We start from the raw sequence: 22,225 nt of genomic DNA on the forward strand, positions 1-22,225 counted from the left end.
TTTCTCACGGATTCAATCATCATGCGGATGCCCAGCCGACTCATCCTGGTTTCGGCCTGCGCGTTGCTCTTGAGCAGCGGATGCAGTCAGAGTCTGCTACGAATGACCGCAGCGAAGCCTGAACCTGCCGTCGCAACCCAATTAGTGGAAACGCTTTCCGAAGATCGGTGGACGTTCAATTCCGAATGGTCCCCGACGTCGACACAACACGCTTGGCGTTGGCGTTTTCGACTTGATCCCCAGATTTTGCGGTCGCTCCCTACGGATTCGACCGTGCTTCCGACCGGTCTGACGAAGACAGAGGATTTGGATGATACGCGTCCGGTCGTTGATTCCATTCGGGACTTTTCGGAAGACGAGCACAACCTACCAACGGCCTGGATTACGCAGCTTCCACATCTAGCCGAGCGAAGCGATCAAGTCGGGCGGAATGCAGCAATCATGTTGGCTCAGCACCAGCCGGCGTCTGGTTCTGCTTTAGCTGACCGACTACAGGCTTGCGTCGCGGGGACAGACACTGTGCCCCCCATTACGAATTGGTGGTCGTTATCGGCGGATCAGGCGGCTGATCCAGTCATGACTTCCGACGCCTGTCGAGCGGCAGCGGCGGAAGCTTGGTGTCGTGTTTTGGGAGATCAACCCGGGGAGGCAATCGACAATTTCGCACCGATTGCCCGCTTCCTGCAAAGTCATGAAGACCTGCCAGTCGGAGTTCGTTTGGAATTGTGGCGGGGAGTTTCGCGGCATGTTCCGCCCGTCGCAATTGCGGAAATCAATGCGGGGCTGTTGTCGGAAGCGAACGGGCGACCGGTCCGGCAGGAAGTTCGACAGGCGGCACTCGAAGCTTGCGTGATTTACGCGATCTCCCATCCGAACGAATCGGAATGGTCGTCGGCGGTTTGGCCAGAAAATCTGCTGGAATGGGCAGACCATGGCGTTCACACGGTTGAAGACGACCCGATCATGCGAAAGCAATTCGGGACTTGGTTGGCACTCACACAACATCCGGGAGCAGTCGAATTCTTGAAGGCCCAATTGACCGATTCTGAAACCACGAACCGGCAACATGCGATGCTGAACTTGGGCCGTCTTCAAACCCCCGCGGCTTTAGAAGTATTACAGCAACAAGCACGACGAACGGAACCCTCGATCCGAGCCGCTGCCGTTCGGGCTTTGTCGCGGTGGGGCGTTCGGGCGATTGCGGAGTTTGCCGACGATTCATCATCGGAAGTTCGAATGGCCGTCGCCGAATCGTTGGGGAACTATCCCGATCTTCAAGCGGCGAATATGTTGTGGCGTTTGCAGACCGATCCAAGTCGAGATGTGCAACGTGCAGTGCTCGCCGCTGTCCGCGGTTGGCCGGACTCCTTAGCGATTCCGATTCTGCTCCACAGTTTGGAACGGGGCACAACAACCACTCGTCGCCGAGCGTACTCAGAACTGGCAACTCGCACCGGCATGGCGGAACCGTTTCCGTTCTTCGGCACTGCGGCCGAGCGAGCTGACGCAGTCCATTCGTTGGCTCGTCGCCATGACCTTCCTGTGCGACTGGATGGACCATCGACCACCACCGCACAGACACCATCGGTTGCACAGCACATTGACGATCTCCAGGCTGATTTGAAACTCGTGACCGCTGTCGATATCAATCCTCGGTCGGCGGAATATCAGGATGCGTTCGAACGTTTGCAGCATGCAAAGCCCGCAGATGTTCCAGCAATTGAGGCATTTTTGGCAGCGTCGGATCCCACTTCACCCGGAATCATTCGGCTTGAGCAAGATGTGCTGCCTGCGATTAGTCCGGTGTACGCAGCCCTGGCGAAGTTCCCAGCGGGTGACCTTCAAACTCGTCGTCAGCTATCACGGGAGTTCGCGACATTCGGGGCGGAACAATCCTTGAGTCCGTTGGTAATTCGACGTCTCGGCGAATATCTGACGAAAGAGACCGACGAACTGATTTGGCGGTCGATTCTGCAAGCGGTCTGGCAAGACAGTCACCCAGATATCGATCGCATCATTCGGCTGGCGGCTCATCAGGAAGTTACTGGTGTTCGGCAACTTGCCTGCGAGTATGCAGCAGCTCACCCACGACCTGAACATGGTGAATGGCTGCCGCTCTTGCTGAATGATGAGAATCTTGCAGTTCAGTTAGCCGCGATCGATGCCGCCGGACGATGTCGAAATCGTCGGGTCTTAGATGGTGTGCAACATCCCAATTCCGAGGAATCTTCAGGACTGCGTCCGTTATTGACCTCTTCCCAAGAGTTGGTCCGAATCGCGGCGGCGATCGCAATGAGTCGTCATGGTGATCCGCAAGGGCTTGACGAACTGACCCGACTCAGCTGGCATGCAGATGGGCGTGTGCGACGAAAAGTCGTGCTCGCGATGGGTGAGTCCGGCCAAGCAAGATTTATCGAACATTTGATTCGACTTGGATGGACCGATCGCGATGTGACTGTCCGGCGGGCGGTGTTGGAGAGCCTCGACCGTCTCGTGCCACCAGAGACCCGTCCCGCGGAACTTGCTAAGATACGGACGACGGACCAACGGATGACCGCCTGGCAAAACTGGCGGTTCGCGAGTTCGTCCGAGTCGGCTCGCATGGGCGAAGCCATTCCGATCCAGCAGGGGAAGCGACCCGATGAACGAAATCCGTGACGCGTTTCACTTCGAATGGCATGGCGATGTCCTCGTAGTGGCCGCAAAAGGCAATGTGGAGTCAATGCCCTGGGACTTGATCCCATCTGCCGCGGAAATCGTCCTGCAACCAACACTTCGACTCGCGGTGCCGATGGTCATTTTCGATCTGGCGGAAGTGAACTATTTCGGGTCGGCGTTCCTCCAACTGCTGCTACGATGTCATACCCTTATCAAAACACGCGGCGGTGAGCTGGTATTGGCCTCACTCAGCGAACGAGCAGCCGAACTGCTGGAGATTACTGCCCTCGACACGCTGTGGGCCATTTATGAATCACGCGACGAAGCGTTGGAAGCCCTCATCGAGTAGTTGCCTATAATCCTTTGGAAAGCGTTTTCACCAGGGACGACCATGAGCCAATCGAAGAAACCTCGCCACACTCGACCGAACGTCTCGGAGTCCGACGTTCTGCCAACAGAGCATGATCCTGACTTGCGTCAGAAATCGGCGTTGGTCGACGAGATCAAGCAAACGGCTGACAAATTTTTCCGTGACGATGCAACACGTGGCGACTTGAAACTTGTCAGTCGAGCGCTGCGAGAATTGCGATATGCCTTCAAGGTGTTCACGCCGTTGCGTCGTCAGCGAAAAGTGACTGTGTTCGGTTCGGCCCGATTGAAGGAAGGTCACCCGGCGTACGAACAGTCCGTGGAATACGGACGGTTGATGGCCGAGCAGGGGTGGATGGTCGTCACGGGAGCTGGCGGTGGGATCATGGAAGGTGCCCATGTCGGGGCCGGTCGGGATATGTCGATCGGTGTGAATATCATGCTCCCGTTTGAACAAGATGCAAATTACATCATTCATAACGACGAGAAATTAGTACACCTCAAATATTTTTTCACCCGTAAGTTGTTATTTGTCAAAGAGGTACACGGAATCGTCTTGTGTCCTGGCGGTTTTGGCACGCAAGATGAAGGGTTTGAGGTTTTGACGCTCGTCCAAACCGGCAAACGCGATCTCATGCCGATCGTGATGCTGGATCAGCCCGGCGGAACTTATTGGAAACGCTGGCAGGAATTCGTCGTCGAAGAACTTCTCGGCGATGGACTGATCTCCCCGGACGACCTGTCCCTTTACAAAGTCACAGACAATGCCCAGGAAGCCGTCAATGAAATCATTGGGTTCTATGACGTGTATAACAGCATGCGGTACGTCAAAGACCGGCTGGTGTTACGACTCCACCGCGAACCAAGTGATGAACTCGTTGCAGAACTGAACAAAGAATTTGCCGACATTGTCGAGTCGGGAAAAATTGAGAAAACGGCCATGCATGAATTGGAAGCCGACGACGAACACTTGCGTGATTTGCCCCGCCTGAGTTTGCGGTTTAATCGCCGTGGCGTCGGACGTCTTCGACAAATGGTGGACCGATTGAACGATGAACTCAGCGATGCAACGCTGGACGGTTTCACGCCCGTGGACCCCACCTGAAACCGTCATTCGAAAAACTCAACGCAAACAATCCATCTTCACCCGTTTACCGAACTGACAACAGGTTTGGAAAACTCAGGTGCTGATGGGTGGTTTCTCTGCACGCAGCTCACCGACAATTCATAAACTGGTTGTTGATGACGTTGCGGTGTGGAAGGCCGTTTGGGGTTCCCGAAATTGAAATCATCAGATCGCGTCAGTTGACGATGCGAATTTCCGACGTCGAACCGAATGGAAGCGGGTTTGAATGTCGAGGGCCAACGTCTACGAAGTGTGCCGATCCATGATTCGTAAGCATTCAACACTCTACCGACGCAGCTTGGTACTCCTGCTGTTCATGATCACGGTCTCGTCCGTGAGTTATGCGGGTGAAGACATCGATCTCGACCCGGCAGCCGCTCGTCGCACGGCGGTGGCGCTCAATTATTGTCGAGCATCATTTCACCGCTTACAACGCACGCCCTCCAAACGCGTGTTAATGGAGGAGCAGGAGAAAGTTCTCAACAATCTAAATCTCAACGGAATTGCCGACGCGGAAGTCATTCGACTCTACACAGCGGTTTTGAGTGAGATTTCCGAGGTGCAAATCGCGGAGCAGGAACGTCAGGTGATTCAAGCCGCTCATAAACGGGCGGTCATGCGGGACATTTCGCTGGCGGCATTCGGACTCAGTACGCAACTGGCGACTGCACAGTATCAATCCGCTTTGCAAACCGGAGCCCGTAGCTGGTGGGACTACCGCTCGAGTGTCCACGACCGCGAATTACAATTATGGAAGATCGAAAAAGAACGTCTGCAAGCGGTTGCTGACAAGTCGTTCTTGTTTCTCGATACGTTCTGGAAACTCGCTCGCAAACGAGACATTCCCGATCATTGGCTCGTGCGGGGCAACGATCTCGATCAACTTGCCGATGCAATGAACGAAGAGCGACCGGAAGTTCGCTTGCGAATTCTCAGCCGGATGGAACGCTTCATGGAGTGTTTCCCGCCCTATTTTTACTACGTCGCACGCACGCAGCAGGAACTCGGTCAGTGGACGCCGGCGGCGGAAACCTACCAGCAATTGGCGTCCTTCGGCGACGACAACTTTCGTCGTGACGAAATGCTGGCGGCCGCGCTTTGCAACCAAGCGATGATTCAGGAATACCTTGAACTCGCGTGCGCTTCAGAGACGGCTCTCGCTGCGTTGGAACAGGCGACCGATGCGTGGGAAGTCAATTTACAGTGCGGTATGTTGCTGGCTCGACGAGGAGCGATCACCGCGGCTGAAGATGCGATCCTGCGGAACCTCGACGTCGGGCTGGAATCATCTCAAAGCCGAATGGCATTGCTGTCTGTCTATTCCAACGCCAATAATGCCACGCAACTTGCCAAGCAACTTAGTCGGCCGGAAACTGTCGAAGGAGCTTCCGTCCCGATTTTGCTGAATGCGGTGGGAACACTTGGCACGGGACAGGTTCCAAATACCGCGACCGCACACCTGACGACAACACTGGTGGCTCGGTTCGAACGCCGATTCGGATTGGACGACCTGGTGATCGAAGCCACACGCGATTGGAAGCTCGATGAAGCCCGGATGGCGGTTCGCATCGGCGAGAAATTACTGACCCGGCCGACGTTGTCGGTCACGAAGGATGGGTTTCAAGCGAGATTCTCACGTGTCGCCGAAACTGGCACACCGATTCAAAGTGGAGAATCGCCGGAGATGCCGTTGTCGTTGGTCTTGCAATACCCGCAAGTTGGCGAAATGACTGTGCACCTCGAAGAAATTTCCGGCGAGAAAATCCGCACAATAGCCCGACAGGACCGACGCGGTTTCGCGGACCGCATGTGGTCGAGCGACCGCTCATGGCGAGTGACCGCCATTGACCGCGAAGGCAATCGGACACTGCTGTCGACGGCCACAACCGGCCGATGGGACGCGATCCCGATTGCCGGAGCCCCACAGTCGCAACCGATCCGTCATCGTAGCGCAAAACCCGTTCGATTCGAAATTGCCACGCCGCTACCCGATGAAACCATCGTCGATCCGAAACCCTTCGGAAACGAAGAACAATTACCGGTCGTGCGACCGTATTGATCAATCAGGAATTGTGTGTCACGTGTCTCAAAGCCGTGACACACAATTCTACTGCGGTTCTTCGAGCAGCACTTCCAGATGGCATGCGACGGATTCAGCCAAGGCGTCGAGGTTGTAACCGCCTTCGAGGAGACTGACCAGTCGGCCCTCGCATTCACGGTCGGCGACATCGGCGATCAATCGTGTGAGGGTTTCGAAATCCTCGGATTCTAAGCCGAGCGAACCGATCGGGTCTGCAGTATGAGCATCGAAACCGGCACTAAGTAGTATCAACTGGGGACGGCTTTTCTTGATGGCATCGGCCAGTGTGTTCGCGAAAGCGGCGTGATATTCCTTCCGTGTGATTCCGAACCGCAACGGCAAGTTCAGCGTATGTCCTAAACCGGCCCCGCTCCCGGTCTCGTTAGCGGCTCCTGTGCCTGGATAAAACGGGGACCGATGAACGGAAAAGAATGTGATTTGCTCGTCATCGTAGAACGAGTCCTGCGTACCGTTGCCGTGATGCACGTCCCAGTCGATAATCATGACCCGCTCGATGTTTTTCTTCGCAATCGCATACCGAGCAGCCACCGCGACGTTATTGTACAGACAGAATCCCATCGCTTCCGACGGACGGGCATGGTGACCAGGAGGGCGAATGAGGGCGAGGGCTCTTGAACAATTCTCACCGAAAACGGCATCGACGGCTTCGACTGCAGTGCCGGCGGCTTTGCGAGCCACTTCGGCGGACAACGCGGAGTACGGCGTGTCCGAGTCCAACCACCCGTTTGATTTTCCCGCGATGTCCGAGATGGTTTTGAGGTGCGATTCCGTGTGGTTTCGCAGCAATTCCTCATTGGTCGCTGGACGAACTTCACCAGCTTGACAACGTTCGATCAGCCCCTGCTCGTGCAGTTTCTGGGTAATCGAACTCAGGCGAGCCGGTCGCTCCGGGTGTTCACCGGTTTCGTGTTTCAAAAAGACATCATCGGTGAAAAGTCGCACGGACATGATCGTCGTCGCCTGATTGATGGAACACGAACGGTCCCCGTTGTTTCCGGAAACCGCGCAATCGTTCGAAGTTCGCGCATTCTGACAGAGCGTCGGTCGACGTGCAAATCGTCACGCAGGAAGACCGCGGAGACCGGAATCAACTTGACTTTCAAATTTTGAGAGTGATAACCTTATAGACACAACCTATCTGCGGCCAACATCCCCGTCGGGGAGTTGTCGGCTCGACATTCGTCGACGTTTGCAAAAGTCAACCAAACTCGAAAACTGGTTCAATCCGTATGGGTCGCGTCTTCACAACGGACTGGCTGAAACTCCTACTGGAAAACGAGTCCAAGCTACGGTAACTTGAACAGGTGAGAATGGGATTCTCCCGCGACTCAAAAATGTGGCGGAACATTAGTGAAGATTCATTTGGGAAGCACGCGGCTAGCGGGTATTATTGCTCGATGAAACGCGAGATATGTTGACATACCTGAAGGTCTTCAAATGCGGAAGTCACGAACACGGAGAGAGGTCATGAAACAACATACAACTCCGTCAAGTTCCGTTGACCGTCGGCAACTCGGCCTTCGCCATGGATTTTGGGGAATGTCACGATCGTTTGCAGGTCTTGGAAAAGTGAAAACTCATCAGATGCAACATCTCTTGCGATCAACGATTGGAATACTCGCCGTCAGCTTGGCGAGTCTGGGCGAGGCCGCCTTCGCACAGAATGCTCCGCTTCGCCCCGCGGCTCAGAAGTCGAACGCTCCGGCGTTACCACCGGGTTATGCTCCCCCGAGTGCAGCACCGCCTGTATTTACTTTCCAGAAGCCTCTGCTGACGGAAGACGAGCAAAAAGCTCTGAAGAAAAGTTCGATTGGCATTGCCAATGTCTTGCGTGGTCAAAGCAACGGGCTAAGTACCGACGACAAACGCAAGATCGCCGACTGGGCCAAATTGCGTGTCTATGAAATGACGATGCCCGAGCATTTCACTCCCCCCGTTGTGAAGTACACGACGGAACGTCCGAAACCGGGCGAAATGAATGTGGGAGGCGCTGAAGGTGGTTTCCTGCCCGAGGGTGGCGAGTCCTACGGTGGGTTTGCAGCCCCGCCACCTAAGAAGGAAGAGAAAAAGATCCCCCGTTTCGAGTCGGTCGCCGATGTGCGTGAAAAACTTGAACGGGAGTTGCGTTCGACTGGTAGCCTGGCGGCACGCGTCGATCAGGTCAAAATCATTCGTAGCACAGTTTGCAAGGAAGTCGCTGCCCGAGCCGAGGAAGTCTTGGAAGGCAACTACTGGGTTCGACTCAACGCAGTCATCCTTTTGGGCAACCTCAACATGCTCGAAGATGACGGACGACGCGGTACCACGCGACAAGCCTATGCACCAGCTTACAAACCATTGATCAAAGTTCTCCAAACACCGACTGGTGGTGAACTCGACCAACAGCATGAATCGATCAAAATCCGAGCGGCCTTAGGATTGCGGAACATCGCATTGACCGCTTCACTGGCAGACCTGCAAGTGCTGGACAAGGACGAGATCGCCCAGGCACTCATCAGTGAACTCAAGCAGCCTAACAATCATTGGTGGTATGAGCAAAGCCTGCTCGAAGCGCTTTCTGCGGTCGATCTCGTACAAGGTAAAGATGCGAAACCGATTATCCTCGAAGCCCTGGGCGATGTATTGACGGATCAGAATCAAGAACTCGTCGTGCGTGCCTATGCGGCGAAAGCCTTGGGTCGGATTCCGCTACCGGCAACCGTAGAATGGCCGACATTGGCGCACCGAATTGTGCAACTTGCCAAAGAAGTCGCTGAAACCTACCAGAAGTCTCCTGGCCGGGCAGATCTCCGGGAAGCGTTATGGTGCATTTACCTGGCTTTTAAACCAGAGACGCACCTGGAAGTCCAACGGTACTCCGGCAACGGACGGAAACAGAAGGCGGGATTCTTGTCCAATGCGGTTCCCGCCGTGATGACGGATGCTTATCAGCAAATCGTGCCGCTGGCGTCTCATGCGATCAATCAGCCCGTGCAAGGGCAAGCCGCTCAGATTCCTGCGGAGCAAATCGCTTCGCTCACGAAATGGTTGCAGAACAAAACACCGGCGAACAACAAACTCGCGCCAAACATCTCCGACTTAAACCCGATCGGCCCGTTGAAAACCGCCGCCGAACCAGGTTCGTCCGGCGGCGAGTGATGGGCCAACAGTAACTTCATCGATTTTGAAGCAGTCGAAGGAGTGAATCCGCTTCGTCTTGGAGATCCTTCCGACCGACCACATTGACGTCTTCGCCGGGGTCGTTTTTGTGGTCGTAAAGCATTCGCGACTGTAGCTCCTGTTTACGCGTTGTGTATGCAGTGAAGCGGTACTGATCGGTGCGAATCGTGTCCCCATTGCCAAACCGCCCGATCGCTGCGGACTTCCATTTCTTGGAGGGGTCTTTCAACAAGGGCACAAAGCTTTGACCTTCAAGATGTTCCGGTTTCGCGAGCCCAGCGAGGTCACACAGCGATGGGTAGATATCGATAAACTCGGTTAGTCCCTGCGTTTTCTGTCCGCCATTTAAGCCAGGTGCTTTGACAATCAGTGGCGCACGCATCGACGTCTCAAAACAGCAGTGCTTGCACCACAGGGTGTGTTCTCCCAGGTTCCATCCGTGATCGCCCCAGAGCACGACGATAGTATTTTCAGCGAGTTGCAAACGGTCGAGCTCATGAAGCACCTTGCCAATCTGGGCATCGGTGTAGCTGACGCAGGCGTAGTATCCGTGAATCAACTTGCGAGCCGTTTCGTCCGGTAACTTGCCGGTCGCAGGGATCGCAGCGTACTGCCGAAGTTCGCCGAAACTATGGATCGCTTCATCCGGAGCATTCTTCGGTCGATGGTACGTCGCTGGCAATTGGATCGATTTCGGCTCGTAAAGGTCCCAATACTTTTGCGGGGCGACAAACGGCAAATGCGGTTTCATAAAGCCAACCGCAAGGAAAAAGGGCTGGTCCTGCTTTGCCAAGCGTTGCAAATCCTTGGTCGCTTTCTCGGCGATGTGACCATCTGCATAAGCTTGGTCGGAAACGTCGGCGGATTCATAGGCCGGTCCGCGTCCTTTCGGATTTTCCCGCATCGCACGACGACTATCGGACAACTGATATTGCTGGACGTTTTTCGGTCGCCAAGCCGGTTCCGTCCAACCTTTGGCGTTGTCTTTCGGATGGTGAAACACCTTCCCGTTCGACAGTGTTAGGTAACCATTTTCATGGAAATGAGTGTTGAGGGTCGTGATGCCGGGTGCGTCTTTCTCTGCCCAGGTCTGATAACTCTTGAAGCGATTGCGGGTCGGCCGAATGCCAGTCAGCAGGCTCGCTCGCGAGGCTCCACACGTCGGCACCATACAGTATGCCCGCTCGAAAACAGTGCCCTCTGCCGCTAGGCGATCGATGTTGGGCGAATGAATTTTTGTCACGCCGTAGCAACCAAGTTCCGGTCGTAAATCGTCGACCGCGATGAACAGCACGTTGGGTTTCGCGGCGTTGGCTGGGCCGGTTCCGATCACCGCGAGTAAACAAACACTCCACAAAATTCGATGCATAGCGCTGCATTCCTTATGTTAAGAAAAGGGAAGGCATTCAAGGTACGCGTTCGCCGATTCCTGCGGAAGGGTCAGTGCTAGACCATCCTTGTTTTTGGTGTCGCAGTCGACGCCGTGTGTTCGCTACGAACAGCCTGCCTGCAAACGCGACGAGAAACTTCAAGCGTTTCAGAATTCGCCGGCGGAACGTTCGAAGGCATCAAAGACACGCAGGGCTGCAGCGGTGAACTCTTCGAGGTCGCTCGTCAAACTATAGTACTGAGCCCGTACGAGCAACGCCTCACCATGCAATCGGATCACTAGCCTTTTCTGCTCGGGGACATCCAAGATCTGCCGCTGGACTTCCCAATCGAGCAATCGTCGAATTTCCTCGGGATCATCGGCATGGATGAGATACGCGTCGTCGAAACGCTTTCGCCCGATTTGTACGTCTTGCGAACCGATAATTTTTCGCAACGAGTCAAAGACTCCCTGCGGTCGAATGGTGAATGGACGAGGAGAATTTTGCCACTCAACGGTGACTTGAAGCAAACCCGGACGGTTCCTGCCTCCGGAATACTTTTGCAACGATACCGCATGCCCGCGATGGGAAAACCGATAGAACGGCCGGAAGTTGAAAAAACTTCGTTGTGATCGCCCACCATACGTTTTCTGTAGTTTCCGCAGACTACGGTTTTCGACGTGACTGCCGAAAATCAGCAACATTGCCATCCAAGCAATTAACAACACACCCACCCCGTAGCCGAACGTTTTGAGCATCAGCGATGGGCCACCCCAAAAGCCGACGCCACACAAAACAAGAGCTGCAACAGCCAATGGAACTGTGACGTCGGATTCCATCAAGCGTTCGTATGCGGTGGGTTTATCGGACACTTTGGGAGCCACCTACTGTGTCGGAGATGTTTCACGAGGACCGGCTAAACGGCATCCAGTAGCATCGACGAGTGCGAAGGCCTGGTCGCTGGTTCGATAAGATTTGGCGTGTTTCCGTGCACATGAACTCCAACTAAAGAATTGGGAATGTCATGGGGAATCGTCATTTATTTGATCCACGATAGCCGATTGTGTTCACGCCTTACTGTAGGAATTCTCTTCCAGTCACCGCGTCGAAAACTTAGGTTTCTCCCGGGCTTGCTGGGAAAACCGAAGATGCACGCAATCCATGCGAATTTCCGTCGATCGAAACTAGTGTCATCCAAAGTTGTTCGACCGAATAATTTTCAGGCATCATACCTAGACTTCCGACTCGCCATTTCCGGGCTCTCGTGGGGACTTTGCATCTGGTAATGTGTGCCAGTATGCCCAGAAAATGAGGACCCCCTGCAGTGGTAGTCGCACGATGTGGAGCCACTTCGGTAACGAAAACAGATGTTGATTGTAGTAGACGTGAATGTTTGCCGGGAATACGACGAGGTAGAACGCAATCAGGGCCCAGGCGGCTCGTTGGGTCCAACTGGGGATCAGTAGCAAGAGCCCTAAACCGATCTCGACAACGCCACTGACCGAGACAATCGTTTCGGGCCAAGGCAGATATGTGGGCACGACTTTCAGGAAAAAGTCATCGGCAACGAAATGCATGACGCCTGCAGTGATCATGAAGGCGGCGAGCGTCCACTTCGAAATCGCTTTAAGAACTCTCATCGACGGATCCGTCTTAAAAGATTCCAGGGGACAAACGTAATTTGGTGTCTAACATTTGCGTAGACCATACCATAGCCCGCGGAAACGACGAAGGACGTCCCGATGAAACATCTTCTCTTAGTAACCTGTTTAACTCTGACCGCCGGACATGTGAACGCAGACGACAACAAGCCTGCGAAAGTCGACGCCCCCTTGCCCGAAGGGTGGCCAAGCCCGACAGAACCCGGGGTGATCGAGATCAAACAAATCCCCGCCTATCGCAGTGCAATTGCTCAAACTGCGGATAGTTCCGATAAGGTCGACAATCAGCTCTTCTGGCAACTCTTTGCGCATATTCAAGTCAAAAAGATCGCGATGACGGCTCCTGTCATCAGCACGTATCCAACGGAGGAATCCTCCGAACGACCCGCTACGATGGAGTTTTTGTATCGTCGTCCGTCGCAGGGCGAATCCGGGGCTGGTGTCGGACAGGTGCAGGTTGAAGATCATCCAGCACAAACGGTTGTGGCACTCGGAATCCAAGGCAATGCCGAACAGAAGGTCTATGCATCGGGCATCGAGCAACTCCGCGATTGGCTGGAAAATCATCCGCAATGGGAAGCGGATGGGACACCGCGTCGACTTGGTTATCACGGCCCCATGACGCCGCCGGCGAAACGTCTTTGGGAAGTACAGATTCCGATCCAAAAGAAATCCGAAAAGTAACACGCGGGAAACGGGATCGGTTGATCGTGTGCATGAGACCCTGCAAGTCTTGAATCGAGACTGGCCGACGGAAACAATGGAAGCGGAGATGTCTTCGCCGTTTTGACTTTTTGGCGTTCTGTTGTGTCTCGTCGTGTCACTTTCGATCCACATTCCCGATCCGTTCGTCTGCTGCAATTGGCCGCGTGTTTGTTGCTTGTCAAAGTGACGATCAGTGTTCTAAGCAACTACCCGCAGTACTTTCCGGCAGACTTCTCCGCCGAATTTTTGGAAGGTCGGCAAAGCTACTTTTACGCGGACTACCAATGGGCGTTTTATCCCCATCTCATCACGGGGCCGATTTCGCTCATTCTCGTGCCCGTACTTTTGAGCACGCGGTATCTCAAAACGTATCCGCGTTGGCATCGTCGACTTGGCCAAATGCAAGTTTTTGTGATTCTATTCGGCGTTGTGCCAAGTGGATTTTGGATGGCATTTGTATTCGGCAGGCGGACCGGTTGCGAAGGCGGGTTTCGTCGGTCTGGCGATCGGTACTGCAGCGTGTAGTGTGATGGGTTAGCGAACGGCCGTTCAACGCCGGTTTCGCGAGCATCGTCGCTGGATGGAACGAACCGCAGTCTTATTGTGCTCTGCGATTGTCATTCGGATCCTCGGCGGCTTTTTCACGATTACGAGTTTCGGAGGGAACGAAACCTACCCGATCTCTGCATGGGTCAGTTGGTTGTTGCCACTGTTGACCTTAGAACTGCTTCGTCCGCACTTCCGCTCCGACGACAGCCGGAAAAAACACCGCACACCAGTCGCGTAGCTATTGCGAGTGTTCCTCTGCACTGGCGATCGTCGATCAGGTTTCGCGTCTTCGATAGTTGATCATTTGTCATTTCGACGGTGACGTACATTTCGTTCTCGGGTTCTTCAGCAACGGATTTGTTTACGGTGGTTGCCAATGGCGTTTGGGTGAATAAGATGTGGGAGCGGTTTTTGCCTTCCTTCCGAATTTGATCAGGAAATCCCGCCGATGCCATTGCCACCTGCGTCCCGATCCAACCTTTCACAAATCGTTCTGGGGGACGCTGACCAACAGCGAACCGCCTTTCGGCGGACCCGGGGAATTTCCGAACATCTGGCGGAACCGCTTTCGCCCGAAGATTGCGTTGTGCAGTCCATGCCAGACGCTAGCCCCGTCAAATGGCATTTGGCTCATACGACGTGGTTCTTCGAAACCTTTATTCTGCAAGCCGACCCCGGTTATCAGCCGTACCATCCGCAGTTTTCGTACCTGTTCAATTCGTATTACAACGGCGTGGGGGATCGGCACGACCGACCCAAGCGGGGAATGTTGACTCGTCCCAGTTTGGGCGACGTCTATGCGTATCGAGAAGTCGTCGACGATGCCGTCTGCCAACGAATCGAGGCCGGTCTGACAGACGAGCAAACCGAGATTCTCGAAATTGGATTGAATCACGAACAGCAACACCAAGAATTGTTACTCACCGATGTGAAGCATTTGCTCTCATGCAATCCTCTGTTGCCCGCGTATATGGATGGCGCAGCCGCTCCGAAGGAAACGCCGGCTCCCTCGCTGGAATGGCAAACGTTCACTGAGGGCATTCAAGAAATTGGTTTGCCTGCGGAGACAAACCAATTTTGTTTCGACAATGAAACTCCCCAACACCGGGTATTCCTAGAGGCGTTTGAACTCGCGAACCGTTTGGTGACCAATGGCGAGTTTCGCCAGTTTATTGAGGCCGGTGGGTATTCGCAGCCGGAATATTGGTTGTCTGTCGGTTGGGATGTGGTGCAGTCGGAAGGTTGGCAAGCACCGATGTATTGGCACCGTGATGGCTCTGACTGGAAGACGCTGACGCTAGGCGGAGTTCGTACGGTGGAAGACAACGAGCCGGTCTGCCACCTCAGCTACTTCGAGGCCGACGCCTATGCCCGTTGGGCCGGTGCTCGAATGCCGACGGAAGCAGAATGGGAAGTGGCCGCCCAGCAATTTGCATCGTCGGAGACGCCAACTGGAGGGTTCGTCGAGAGCGGACGATTGCACCCCGCACCGGCGACATCTCGGTCCATGCAGCAACTGCTCGGCGAAGTTTGGGAGTGGACCGCAAGTCCGTACACTGCGTATCCCGGGTACCAACCGCTCTCGGGAGTTCTCGGGGAGTATAACGGCAAGTTTATGTGTGATCAGTGGGTCCTCCGTGGCGGTTCGTGTTTGACCTCTCAAGACCACATCCGCCTCACCTATCGCAATTTCTTCCCCGCCAATGCCCGTTGGCAAATGAGCGGCTTTCGGTTGGCACGCGATATCTGATCGCACGACCTTGCCCCATTGGATTGTTTTCTCCTGCGAAACCTCCGGGCGCGAAGGATTTTGTAAAAAACTCCAAAATCGTGTCGGGCTGGGTGCGTAAAAAGTCATTCTCAGGGTGAGAGGTTGGTTCAAGACGGCCCAACTTGGCCTTGTGCCCCTTCTCCAATGAGAACGACTTTGCACAACACTGGAAGGAGAATCCAATGAAACGGACATTGCTACTGGGAGCTGGGGCTGCGTTGCTCTTGGGGTGTGTCGAATTGATGGCCCCGCAACAAGCGTCGGCGAATATCGGGTTTCGGTTTAGTATCGGTGGCGGCTCTTACGGACGCGGTGGATACTACGGACGCAACTACGGGTATCGGAACTATGGCTACCGATCCTACGGCTACCCGAGCTATCAATTTCAACAACACGGTTATCGAGGCGGCTATCATCACGGACACCATGGTCACTACGACTATTATCCGCCAACTTACCAACGCCATGGGAATCACTACGATTACATCCCAGGCCATTACCATTACCACAACGGCCATCACTAAGCCTTGTGAAGACTCCCCCAAAATGGGCTGAGCGGAGAAATCTGCATCAGCCCGTTTTTTGATTCACCGTTCCAGACCGGGAAAATACTCCGCAACCGCCTTCTCGTTGACGCCATCTTCGCCGGTCCACCAGCACAGTGGATACCGTGTATCGCGTTTGGTGGAACTGCTTGGTAACGGACACTCACTCGGACGAAGATAGCGTTCCGCAACCAACGGTTGACTGTGCGGATGCAAAATGTCCGCCAACCCGAGAATTTCGAGTACGTGTTTCCGCTGAAGCTTGTTACTTGGGAACGTCCCAGTCAGACACTTATTGAGTTCGGTGAGTTGAGCAGACGCCGGCAAATTGCGGATCGCATCGAGCACCGCCCGCATCGTGTCACGGTCGTCTTGTGTTGCTTCGACCGAAGGCAAGCGATTGAATTGTTCGAAGTCTAACGACGCATAGACGATATTTTCATGGCAACTCATGTATGGACCGTGAAACCGCCGAAACTGCAAACCCGCCAAGATCTTGGTCTCCGCGACTTCAATATCTCCGAGGAAACCGGGCTCGTTCCTCCAGTGATCGAAATTCGACTCGTTTACTGCACGAAAGTTCGCGTAACTTCCTAGCAACGATCGCAACGGCATCGCCCCCTGTCGCAATCCAACCATGAACGCATCGCCGATTTGCTCCCGTGATGGCAGTCGACGTTTCTCCTCGAGAAACCATTCCGTCAATGACTCGGCGGAAAGTTCTCGCGGGGGAATCCACACGCCTTCGCGAACTGCATGGTCAAACTGGTCCGCCGGGATCTCGTCTTTGAGCAGTGCCTTACCGTCGATCCAACTTCGAGTTGGGATAAATTGTTTCGTGTCGAGATCGTAAAACACGCTGTAGAGCGTGTGCAACGCATCCGCATCGACCCGACTGACGTTCGCCAGTTTGATGATGGCACGACGGGAGTTCGGTTTTTGGTTTCGCTCGGAAAACGGCGGTACGGCCACTTTGAAGACCTCACAGATAGTGACTGATGCAAAATTTTTATGTCTTTAAAAGCCGCGTCAGAGAATGTTTGTTGTGAACAGCGTCGAATAATATACCCTTAGTGAACACAGTGCTGAGTGAATCTGCATGTCGCGAACAACCTCTATTCGCTGCCTGCCCGACCCCGTATAATATAGGTACTCACCCAGAACATAATTCGGGCCATTCCTAAGTGGCGAAGGAGATATAATGAACGACGATTATGGTGCTCTGATGGTGTACGATACCGGTCCATCGACACTCATCGGCTTCAAATCGTTGGAAATTGTCGACGACAACCAACTGGACAAATTCCGCGAACCACTTCAGCAACTTATTGATGAACATAAAACCAAATCGCTGGTGGTCGACTTATCCGGAGTGAAAAGCGTGTCCAGTGGTGTGTTGGGGTATCTCTTCCACTTACATCGCCAAGGGGTGAAAGTCAGCTTGTATAATCCGTCGGATCATATCCGCGAGGTTCTACAGATCACACAATTGGGAAATCTCTTTCCCGAAGTGGACATGCCCCAATCCTAAAGCGTTTTCAGGCATTGTTCACCGTAGCCGTGCTCTGTAGCGATGACTTACGAAAGCCTCTATGAAGGTTGAAGAAACTTGTAACACGGTTTCTTCGAAATATACGAGTCGAAGACAAAAAACAGCCGCCGAAACGGAAACGTTTCGGCGGCTGTTTGTATTCAGCGAATCTCGTTCAAAGGATGTTCGTCCTGCGGTTGAACATCAACGACTCCATTGAAAAAGCCCCAGGGTCAATTCCCTGGGGCTTCAAAAGTTGAATAAAAGGAGACGGCCGGAAGTGTAGGCGCTCGCCCGGAAGAAGCACACACGCGGCTCAATCCGGCTACACTTCCGACCGATCTCCTGAGGAAGGTTGAGTTGTCATCACCCACACATGATGACAACCCTGGAGAGGAGAGTCGGTCCAGCTTAACGCTTCCGAAATAGGTATATGGCAAAGTGCGTGCCACTTCGCAGAGCAACTTCGACAATTAACCTTAAGTCATTACTAGATAAGGAAATAAATTCCCCAAGACGTTTCAAGGGCAATCATTTGGCGCGCGATGCCTGCACCCGCCTTAGGCAAAACGTGCTTAGAAAGCGGGCCTTCTGGCTACGCTCTCTGCACACTTTCAAATCACTCCCAAAGAACAGGCAGAAATTCGGGGACCGGTCGACAAACGTAGGCGAGCGGTCTTGCCCGATTTCGTTCGGATTCTTATCGTTGCAGGAACAAGATCGATGGAAACTGATCTGCTGGCGATCGGTCCGTCACGGATTTTCTGCTTGGAATGCCTTTTGTCATATGAATCACACCGGGCAAAACCGCGAAATCATTATTCTGGGCTGTGGCACAAGTGTCGGCGTCCCGGTGATTGGCTGCGAATGTAAAACATGCATTTCGGACCATCCCCGAAACAAACGCATGCGTTGCAGCATTGCGATCCCCGCTGGCGAACGTTGGATCATCGTCGACACGCCTCCAGAAATTCGCTTGGAGTTGGTGCGAGAGAAAATTCCGCTCGTGCATGCCACGCTGTTCACGCACGCCCACGCGGATCATATTTTCGGATTGGACGATCTGCGGATTTGCGGCCACCGTCTGGATGCTCCGGTGCCGTTGTACTGCGAGGAACCCGTCGAAAAGGCACTGCGGAAGTCGTACTACTACGCCTTTGGCAATGAAGCTCCCATCAACCCTCACAAGTTCGCGTTGCCGAAATTGCGATTCGAACGTATCGGTTTGGAACCGTTCGAATTGTTCGGATTGGAAATTCGCCCGTTGCGGTTGATGCACGGCAAACTGCCCGTGTTAGGTTTTCGCGTGGGAAATGTCGCGTACTGCACCGACGTCAGCGAGATTCCTGATGAAACGTGGCCCCACTTGGAAGGCTTGGACACGCTGATCCTCGACGCCCTTCGCCACGAACCACACACCACGCACTTCAACGTGGAGCAGGCCCTCGAAGTCGTCGAACGTGTGAAACCGAAGCAAACCTACTTCACGCACCTTGCGTGCATGCTCGAATACGAAGAAACCAACGCCGCACTGCCGGACGGTGTAGAACTCGCGTACGATGGTTTGCGCGTACGATTCTAGAACTGTAGGTCAGGCTGTGCCTGACGAGTTTTGGACTGATGAAAGACCGTCAGGCACAGCCTGACCTACGGGTGCCTGAGCGATCTCCAAAATACTCGACTCAATTCCGAGTCACTAGCAAAAAGATGATCATTGCCAAGATCGTCAGAGCGAAAAGAACAGCTCCTGCACGGGCTAACGTGTAAGTCGCCGAATGGAAATCAGGACGCCCGCTCTCATCGCTTTCTTTCTCGAAGACTTCTTTGAGTGGCGAAAAGTATAAGATGAGATTCATTAGGATAAATCCCGCTGTGAAACCAAAGAAGATCGCTGGGAACATGACGATAAGCAACCAGTGATCGTCAGACTTCAAAAGCTGTCGCAAAGTTTCTCCGCGGATACCGGCTAGCACTGTAAAAACGAGGAACATAATTCCTATCGCAATGAAAAACACGAACGGCAACATGGCCGCACGTGTTCTTTCTGCGTTAGACAATTTTGATCGTCTTCGGCTCAACTGCTTAGCGTTCGCGTTGGAGTTTTGGACTGATGAAAGACCGTCAGGCACAGCCTGACCTACGGGCGCTGGAATACTAGTTTGCCACGTTCAATCCATACAATATTGTGATAGAACAGAAAGCGACCGGCACAAAGAACAACCACCAACGAGGGCCAAGCCAAAGCAGACCGGCAAACGGTGCCCCTAGCAATACAAAGATGGCTGCTGGCGCGAGTGTTAGTCCCAACCATGTCATATGACCGGGATAAAACCCAGCCAACTTTAGAAAAACAATTAGAGCATACGATAAAAACAGGCCAAGACCTAACAACCGCAGCCCAGAGCGAATTGATCGAGTTAACTCTTCTGGCAGTTGGTCGCGAGATTCTGCCATCCTGTCGGACCTACCGTTCGCGTTGAAAGTCCGTGTCGTTCAAGACCGTACCATTACCGGATCGTACGATGACTTTCGCGTCTTCTTCTTGGACGACATTGAGAAACCGCCTGGGCAAGCGACATTGCATGATCATGCGGTTGTCTTCGTAGGTGGTGTCTTGGACGTCGGCGTGTTCGGCGAGGAAGGAGATCAGGCGACCGTTGCCCACGTTGGCTTCGATTTGCGTATCGAGATAGCCGCCACTCACGCGTTCCGCGACCGCATTGCGAAGACGTTCGAGCCCTTCCCCAGTGCGTGCACTGACGCCGATGACATCTTCATATTGTCGGCGGAGCACGTCAACAAACGAACGATCATCGACGGCGTCCAGCTTGTTGAGCACGAGTAGCACGTTTTCGTGTTCGATGCCGATTTCGTCGAGCACCTTGTAAACCGTACTGATTTGCTCCTCGGCTTCCGGGTGGCTCGCATCGACAACGTGCAACAGCAGTTGTGCTTGCCGAGCTTCTTCCAGAGTCGAACGAAACGATGCGACCAAATGGTGTGGCAAGTTCCGCACGAAACCGACGGTGTCGCTGAGCAACACTTCGCCGAGATTCGGGATGTCCCACTTCCGTGTGCGGGTGTCGAGCGTGGCGAACAGTTTGTTCGCGACATACACGTCGGCTCCGGTGAGCGCGTTCATCAGGGTGCTTTTGCCGGCGTTGGTGTAGCCGACGAGCGAAACCGTCATTTGGTCATGCCGATTCGCCACCAAGCGTTCACGACGAGCGTCGATCTCGCTGAGTTTGCGTTTCAACTCCGACACGCGACGGTCGAGCAACCGGCGGTCGGTTTCCAACTGCTTTTCCCCCGGTCCACGACCGGCTCCGATACCACCGCCAATGCGTTCCAAGTGGGTCCACAGGCGTTTGAGTCGCGGGCGGAAGTAGAGCAGTTGTGCCAGCTCGACCTGCAACTTCGCTTCGTGAGTGCGGGCCGAGTTGGCGAAGATATCCAGGATGACTTCGCTGCGGTCGACAATGACCGTATTCAACGCCTCTTCCAGGTTCCGACCTTGTGCGGGCGTGAGGTTGTTGTCGAAGACGACTAGCTGAGCATCGGTCGCTTTGACCAACGCCGCTAACTCCTCAACTTTCCCGGGTCCCAACGCAGTCGCCGGGTGCTTCGTTTCACGGGTTTGAGCGATTTCGCCGACGACTTTCACGCCAGCGGTTTCGACCAGTCCGCGGATTTCTTCGAGGGCCCGTTCCTTTGGAACCGGATCGGTGGGGTCAATGACAGCGGCCAAAACGGCGGTCTGATTCTCGACCCGAAGTTCTTCTCGTCTAGGATTCGCCAAGTGATTCTCTGTTTGAATAGAGGATTAATCAGCCGGCGGTTTACGCTCGACTTATTAGAATAGTGGCGGTTGGCCGACTTCACGTCGACAAGCCGACCACTGGGCCAAATGGAACGCGAGATGCGTTGTCAGAAGGTGAGCAATGACATGCTCGTTGGTTTTCAGGTTGGAATTCTTCAGTACGTCGACTTCATGGGGCGCACTTAGATGCTGAGCGGAAGCTGATTGACATCGTTTTTGGAGTTCTTGATACGCCGGAGCAAGGGCATTCAGGCAATCGCTTGGATCGATATTGACGTACTTTTCGGGAACGTCTTCCGATCTGGGTCCGAACAAGGGGAGCCATCTTGGGTGGCGAATTTCGCCGCCTAGCATACTGCACCCCATTTCGCCGACGATTGCCAAGTGCCCGGCAATCCAAATCGGCGAATGCCCGTGCCCGGAAAAACTCCGTAGCATTTGGTCGGCAGGAAAATCGTTGGACAAACGCTCGAACATTCCGAGCATGAAATTATTCAAAACGATTTCGTTGTCGAGCATGAGATCCTGCACAACCAAGAAGTAAGTGTTGCTCAGTTAGTGTAGCGCTCACTGTCTCAGGCATCAATAGGTTTCTTGAAAGAGTCGACGCAACGTGAAAGGTTCGGAACAATTCGTCATTGAATTGAAGAACGATGGGTATTGACGCGAAAACCGTCAATCGGAAGAAACTTGCCAGTGGGAAATGAAAGGAGCCGAGACGATGCGGGAATCGTCTCGGCTCTGGGGGATTGGAGGCTGAAGAGCCTGTTGTGAGGTGTGCAGCCTGTCTCCACAGGCCGGTGGGTCTGAGTCTCTCTCTTTCTCTCACTCGTGGTTCAAACGAAAAGAAGTGCGAGCTA

General features: G+C 53.9%; 20 protein-coding genes. 12 read left to right on the forward strand and 8 right to left on the reverse strand.

Annotation, left to right across the window (positions count from 1 at the left end):
- The first annotated feature begins 21 nt into the window (after positions 1-21).
- The 4 genes from AC5DDB_RS21050 to AC5DDB_RS21065 all read left to right on the forward strand — a co-directional run bounded on the left by AC5DDB_RS21050 (position 22) and on the right by AC5DDB_RS21065 (position 6,212).
- Positions 22-2,658 carry a HEAT repeat domain-containing protein gene (locus AC5DDB_RS21050; protein ID WP_491741739.1) on the forward strand — a complete coding sequence of 879 codons (2,637 nt, stop codon included), beginning with the start codon at positions 22-24 and terminating at the stop codon, positions 2,656-2,658.
- Entirely contained in the window at positions 2,642-3,007 is a 366-nt protein-coding gene (locus AC5DDB_RS21055) for an STAS domain-containing protein (RefSeq protein WP_491741740.1), read from the forward strand. Before AC5DDB_RS21050 ends, AC5DDB_RS21055 begins: the two co-directional genes overlap by 17 nt.
- A gap of 42 nt (positions 3,008-3,049) precedes the next feature.
- Positions 3,050-4,132 carry an LOG family protein gene (locus AC5DDB_RS21060; protein ID WP_491741741.1) on the forward strand — a complete coding sequence of 361 codons (1,083 nt, stop codon included), beginning with the start codon at positions 3,050-3,052 and terminating at the stop codon, positions 4,130-4,132.
- Positions 4,133-4,415: 283 nt separating this feature from the next.
- Complete coding sequence (locus AC5DDB_RS21065) at positions 4,416-6,212, forward strand: tetratricopeptide repeat protein (protein ID WP_491741742.1); 1,797 nt, start codon at positions 4,416-4,418, stop codon at positions 6,210-6,212.
- Positions 6,213-6,260: 48 nt separating this feature from the next.
- Here AC5DDB_RS21065 and AC5DDB_RS21070 read toward each other — a convergent pair whose 3' ends face one another.
- Positions 6,261-7,202: a histone deacetylase family protein gene (locus tag AC5DDB_RS21070; RefSeq protein WP_491741743.1), complete on the reverse strand. Its 942-nt coding sequence runs from the start codon at positions 7,200-7,202 to the stop codon at positions 6,261-6,263.
- 591 nt (positions 7,203-7,793) lie between these two features.
- Here AC5DDB_RS21070 and AC5DDB_RS21075 point away from each other — a divergent pair.
- Positions 7,794-9,392, forward strand: coding sequence for a HEAT repeat domain-containing protein (locus tag AC5DDB_RS21075; RefSeq protein WP_491741744.1), 1,599 nt, complete (start codon positions 7,794-7,796; stop codon positions 9,390-9,392).
- 16 nt (positions 9,393-9,408) lie between these two features.
- Here the strand turns inward: AC5DDB_RS21075 and AC5DDB_RS21080 are convergent, their stop codons facing one another.
- The 3 genes from AC5DDB_RS21080 to AC5DDB_RS21090 all read right to left on the reverse strand — a co-directional run bounded on the left by AC5DDB_RS21080 (position 9,409) and on the right by AC5DDB_RS21090 (position 12,423).
- Positions 9,409-10,782 (reverse strand): sulfatase, encoded by a 1,374-nt coding sequence (locus tag AC5DDB_RS21080; RefSeq protein WP_491741745.1) that lies wholly within the window; start codon positions 10,780-10,782, stop codon positions 9,409-9,411.
- Between the two features lie 168 nt (positions 10,783-10,950).
- Positions 10,951-11,655, reverse strand: a complete 705-nt coding sequence (locus AC5DDB_RS21085) for a hypothetical protein (RefSeq protein WP_491741746.1) — start codon at positions 11,653-11,655, stop codon at positions 10,951-10,953.
- 360 nt (positions 11,656-12,015) lie between these two features.
- Positions 12,016-12,423, reverse strand: coding sequence for a DoxX family protein (locus AC5DDB_RS21090; RefSeq protein WP_491741747.1), 408 nt, complete (start codon positions 12,421-12,423; stop codon positions 12,016-12,018).
- Between the two features lie 102 nt (positions 12,424-12,525).
- Here AC5DDB_RS21090 and AC5DDB_RS21095 point away from each other — a divergent pair, with 102 nt between their 5' ends.
- From AC5DDB_RS21095 to AC5DDB_RS21115, 5 genes are all read left to right on the forward strand, one after another.
- Entirely contained in the window at positions 12,526-13,128 is a 603-nt protein-coding gene (locus tag AC5DDB_RS21095) for a heme-binding protein (RefSeq protein WP_491741748.1), read from the forward strand.
- Positions 13,129-13,251: 123 nt separating this feature from the next.
- The gene (locus AC5DDB_RS21100; RefSeq protein ID WP_491741749.1) at positions 13,252-13,674 is read left to right on the forward strand and encodes a DUF2306 domain-containing protein; all 423 of its coding nucleotides are present in this window, start codon (positions 13,252-13,254) and stop codon (positions 13,672-13,674) included.
- A 55-nt stretch (positions 13,675-13,729) separates the two neighbouring features.
- On the forward strand, positions 13,730-13,936 hold the full coding sequence (locus AC5DDB_RS21105; RefSeq protein ID WP_491741750.1) for a hypothetical protein: 207 nt from the start codon (positions 13,730-13,732) through the stop codon (positions 13,934-13,936).
- A gap of 210 nt (positions 13,937-14,146) precedes the next feature.
- Complete coding sequence (gene egtB / locus AC5DDB_RS21110; protein ID WP_491741751.1) at positions 14,147-15,448, forward strand: ergothioneine biosynthesis protein EgtB; 1,302 nt, start codon at positions 14,147-14,149, stop codon at positions 15,446-15,448.
- Positions 15,449-15,651: 203 nt separating this feature from the next.
- Complete coding sequence (locus AC5DDB_RS21115) at positions 15,652-15,993, forward strand: hypothetical protein (RefSeq protein WP_491741752.1); 342 nt, start codon at positions 15,652-15,654, stop codon at positions 15,991-15,993.
- Positions 15,994-16,056: 63 nt separating this feature from the next.
- On the opposite strand, the gene AC5DDB_RS21120 is transcribed toward AC5DDB_RS21115, so the two are convergent.
- Positions 16,057-16,986 (reverse strand): hypothetical protein, encoded by a 930-nt coding sequence (locus tag AC5DDB_RS21120; RefSeq protein WP_491741753.1) that lies wholly within the window; start codon positions 16,984-16,986, stop codon positions 16,057-16,059.
- Positions 16,987-17,215: 229 nt separating this feature from the next.
- Between AC5DDB_RS21120 and AC5DDB_RS21125 the strand changes: the two genes are divergently transcribed.
- Both AC5DDB_RS21125 and AC5DDB_RS21130 read left to right on the forward strand, forming a co-directional pair.
- A complete protein-coding gene (locus tag AC5DDB_RS21125) occupies positions 17,216-17,545 on the forward strand; it encodes an STAS domain-containing protein (protein ID WP_491741754.1) in 330 nt (109 codons plus the stop codon).
- Positions 17,546-18,452: 907 nt separating this feature from the next.
- Positions 18,453-19,127 carry an MBL fold metallo-hydrolase gene (locus AC5DDB_RS21130; protein ID WP_491741755.1) on the forward strand — a complete coding sequence of 225 codons (675 nt, stop codon included), beginning with the start codon at positions 18,453-18,455 and terminating at the stop codon, positions 19,125-19,127.
- Positions 19,128-19,227: 100 nt separating this feature from the next.
- Here the strand turns inward: AC5DDB_RS21130 and AC5DDB_RS21135 are convergent, their stop codons facing one another.
- The 3 genes from AC5DDB_RS21135 to AC5DDB_RS21145 form a co-directional block, all read right to left on the reverse strand.
- The gene (locus AC5DDB_RS21135) at positions 19,228-19,401 is read right to left on the reverse strand and encodes a hypothetical protein (RefSeq protein WP_491741756.1); all 174 of its coding nucleotides are present in this window, start codon (positions 19,399-19,401) and stop codon (positions 19,228-19,230) included.
- Between the two features lie 608 nt (positions 19,402-20,009).
- The gene (gene hflX, locus AC5DDB_RS21140) at positions 20,010-21,344 is read right to left on the reverse strand and encodes a GTPase HflX (RefSeq protein WP_491741757.1); all 1,335 of its coding nucleotides are present in this window, start codon (positions 21,342-21,344) and stop codon (positions 20,010-20,012) included.
- Positions 21,345-21,398: 54 nt separating this feature from the next.
- The gene (locus tag AC5DDB_RS21145; protein ID WP_491741758.1) at positions 21,399-21,884 is read right to left on the reverse strand and encodes a DinB family protein; all 486 of its coding nucleotides are present in this window, start codon (positions 21,882-21,884) and stop codon (positions 21,399-21,401) included.
- Between the last annotated feature and the right edge of the window lie 341 nt (positions 21,885-22,225).

The organism is Thalassoroseus sp., from assembly GCF_984380535.1.

Bases quoted from the DNA above. Each gene is read 5' to 3' on its own strand.
- AC5DDB_RS21135 (WP_491741756.1), bottom strand. From the start codon at position 19,401: ATGAATCTCATCTTATACTTTTCGCCACTCAAAGAAGTCTTCGAGAAA.
- AC5DDB_RS21070 (WP_491741743.1), bottom strand. From the start codon at position 7,202: ATGTCCGTGCGACTTTTCACCGATGATGTCTTTTTGAAACACGAAACC.
- AC5DDB_RS21075 (WP_491741744.1), top strand. From the start codon at position 7,794: ATGTCACGATCGTTTGCAGGTCTTGGAAAAGTGAAAACTCATCAGATG.
- AC5DDB_RS21080 (WP_491741745.1), bottom strand. From the start codon at position 10,782: ATGCATCGAATTTTGTGGAGTGTTTGTTTACTCGCGGTGATCGGAACC.
- AC5DDB_RS21050 (WP_491741739.1), top strand. From the start codon at position 22: ATGCGGATGCCCAGCCGACTCATCCTGGTTTCGGCCTGCGCGTTGCTC.
- AC5DDB_RS21125 (WP_491741754.1), top strand. From the start codon at position 17,216: ATGAACGACGATTATGGTGCTCTGATGGTGTACGATACCGGTCCATCG.
- AC5DDB_RS21145 (WP_491741758.1), bottom strand. From the start codon at position 21,884: ATGCTCGACAACGAAATCGTTTTGAATAATTTCATGCTCGGAATGTTC.
- AC5DDB_RS21105 (WP_491741750.1), top strand. From the start codon at position 13,730: ATGGAACGAACCGCAGTCTTATTGTGCTCTGCGATTGTCATTCGGATC.
- AC5DDB_RS21055 (WP_491741740.1), top strand. From the start codon at position 2,642: ATGAACGAAATCCGTGACGCGTTTCACTTCGAATGGCATGGCGATGTC.
- AC5DDB_RS21065 (WP_491741742.1), top strand. From the start codon at position 4,416: ATGATTCGTAAGCATTCAACACTCTACCGACGCAGCTTGGTACTCCTG.
- AC5DDB_RS21130 (WP_491741755.1), top strand. From the start codon at position 18,453: ATGCGTTGCAGCATTGCGATCCCCGCTGGCGAACGTTGGATCATCGTC.
- AC5DDB_RS21060 (WP_491741741.1), top strand. From the start codon at position 3,050: ATGAGCCAATCGAAGAAACCTCGCCACACTCGACCGAACGTCTCGGAG.
- AC5DDB_RS21090 (WP_491741747.1), bottom strand. From the start codon at position 12,423: ATGAGAGTTCTTAAAGCGATTTCGAAGTGGACGCTCGCCGCCTTCATG.
- egtB (WP_491741751.1), top strand. From the start codon at position 14,147: ATGCCATTGCCACCTGCGTCCCGATCCAACCTTTCACAAATCGTTCTG.
- AC5DDB_RS21095 (WP_491741748.1), top strand. From the start codon at position 12,526: ATGAAACATCTTCTCTTAGTAACCTGTTTAACTCTGACCGCCGGACAT.
- AC5DDB_RS21115 (WP_491741752.1), top strand. From the start codon at position 15,652: ATGAAACGGACATTGCTACTGGGAGCTGGGGCTGCGTTGCTCTTGGGG.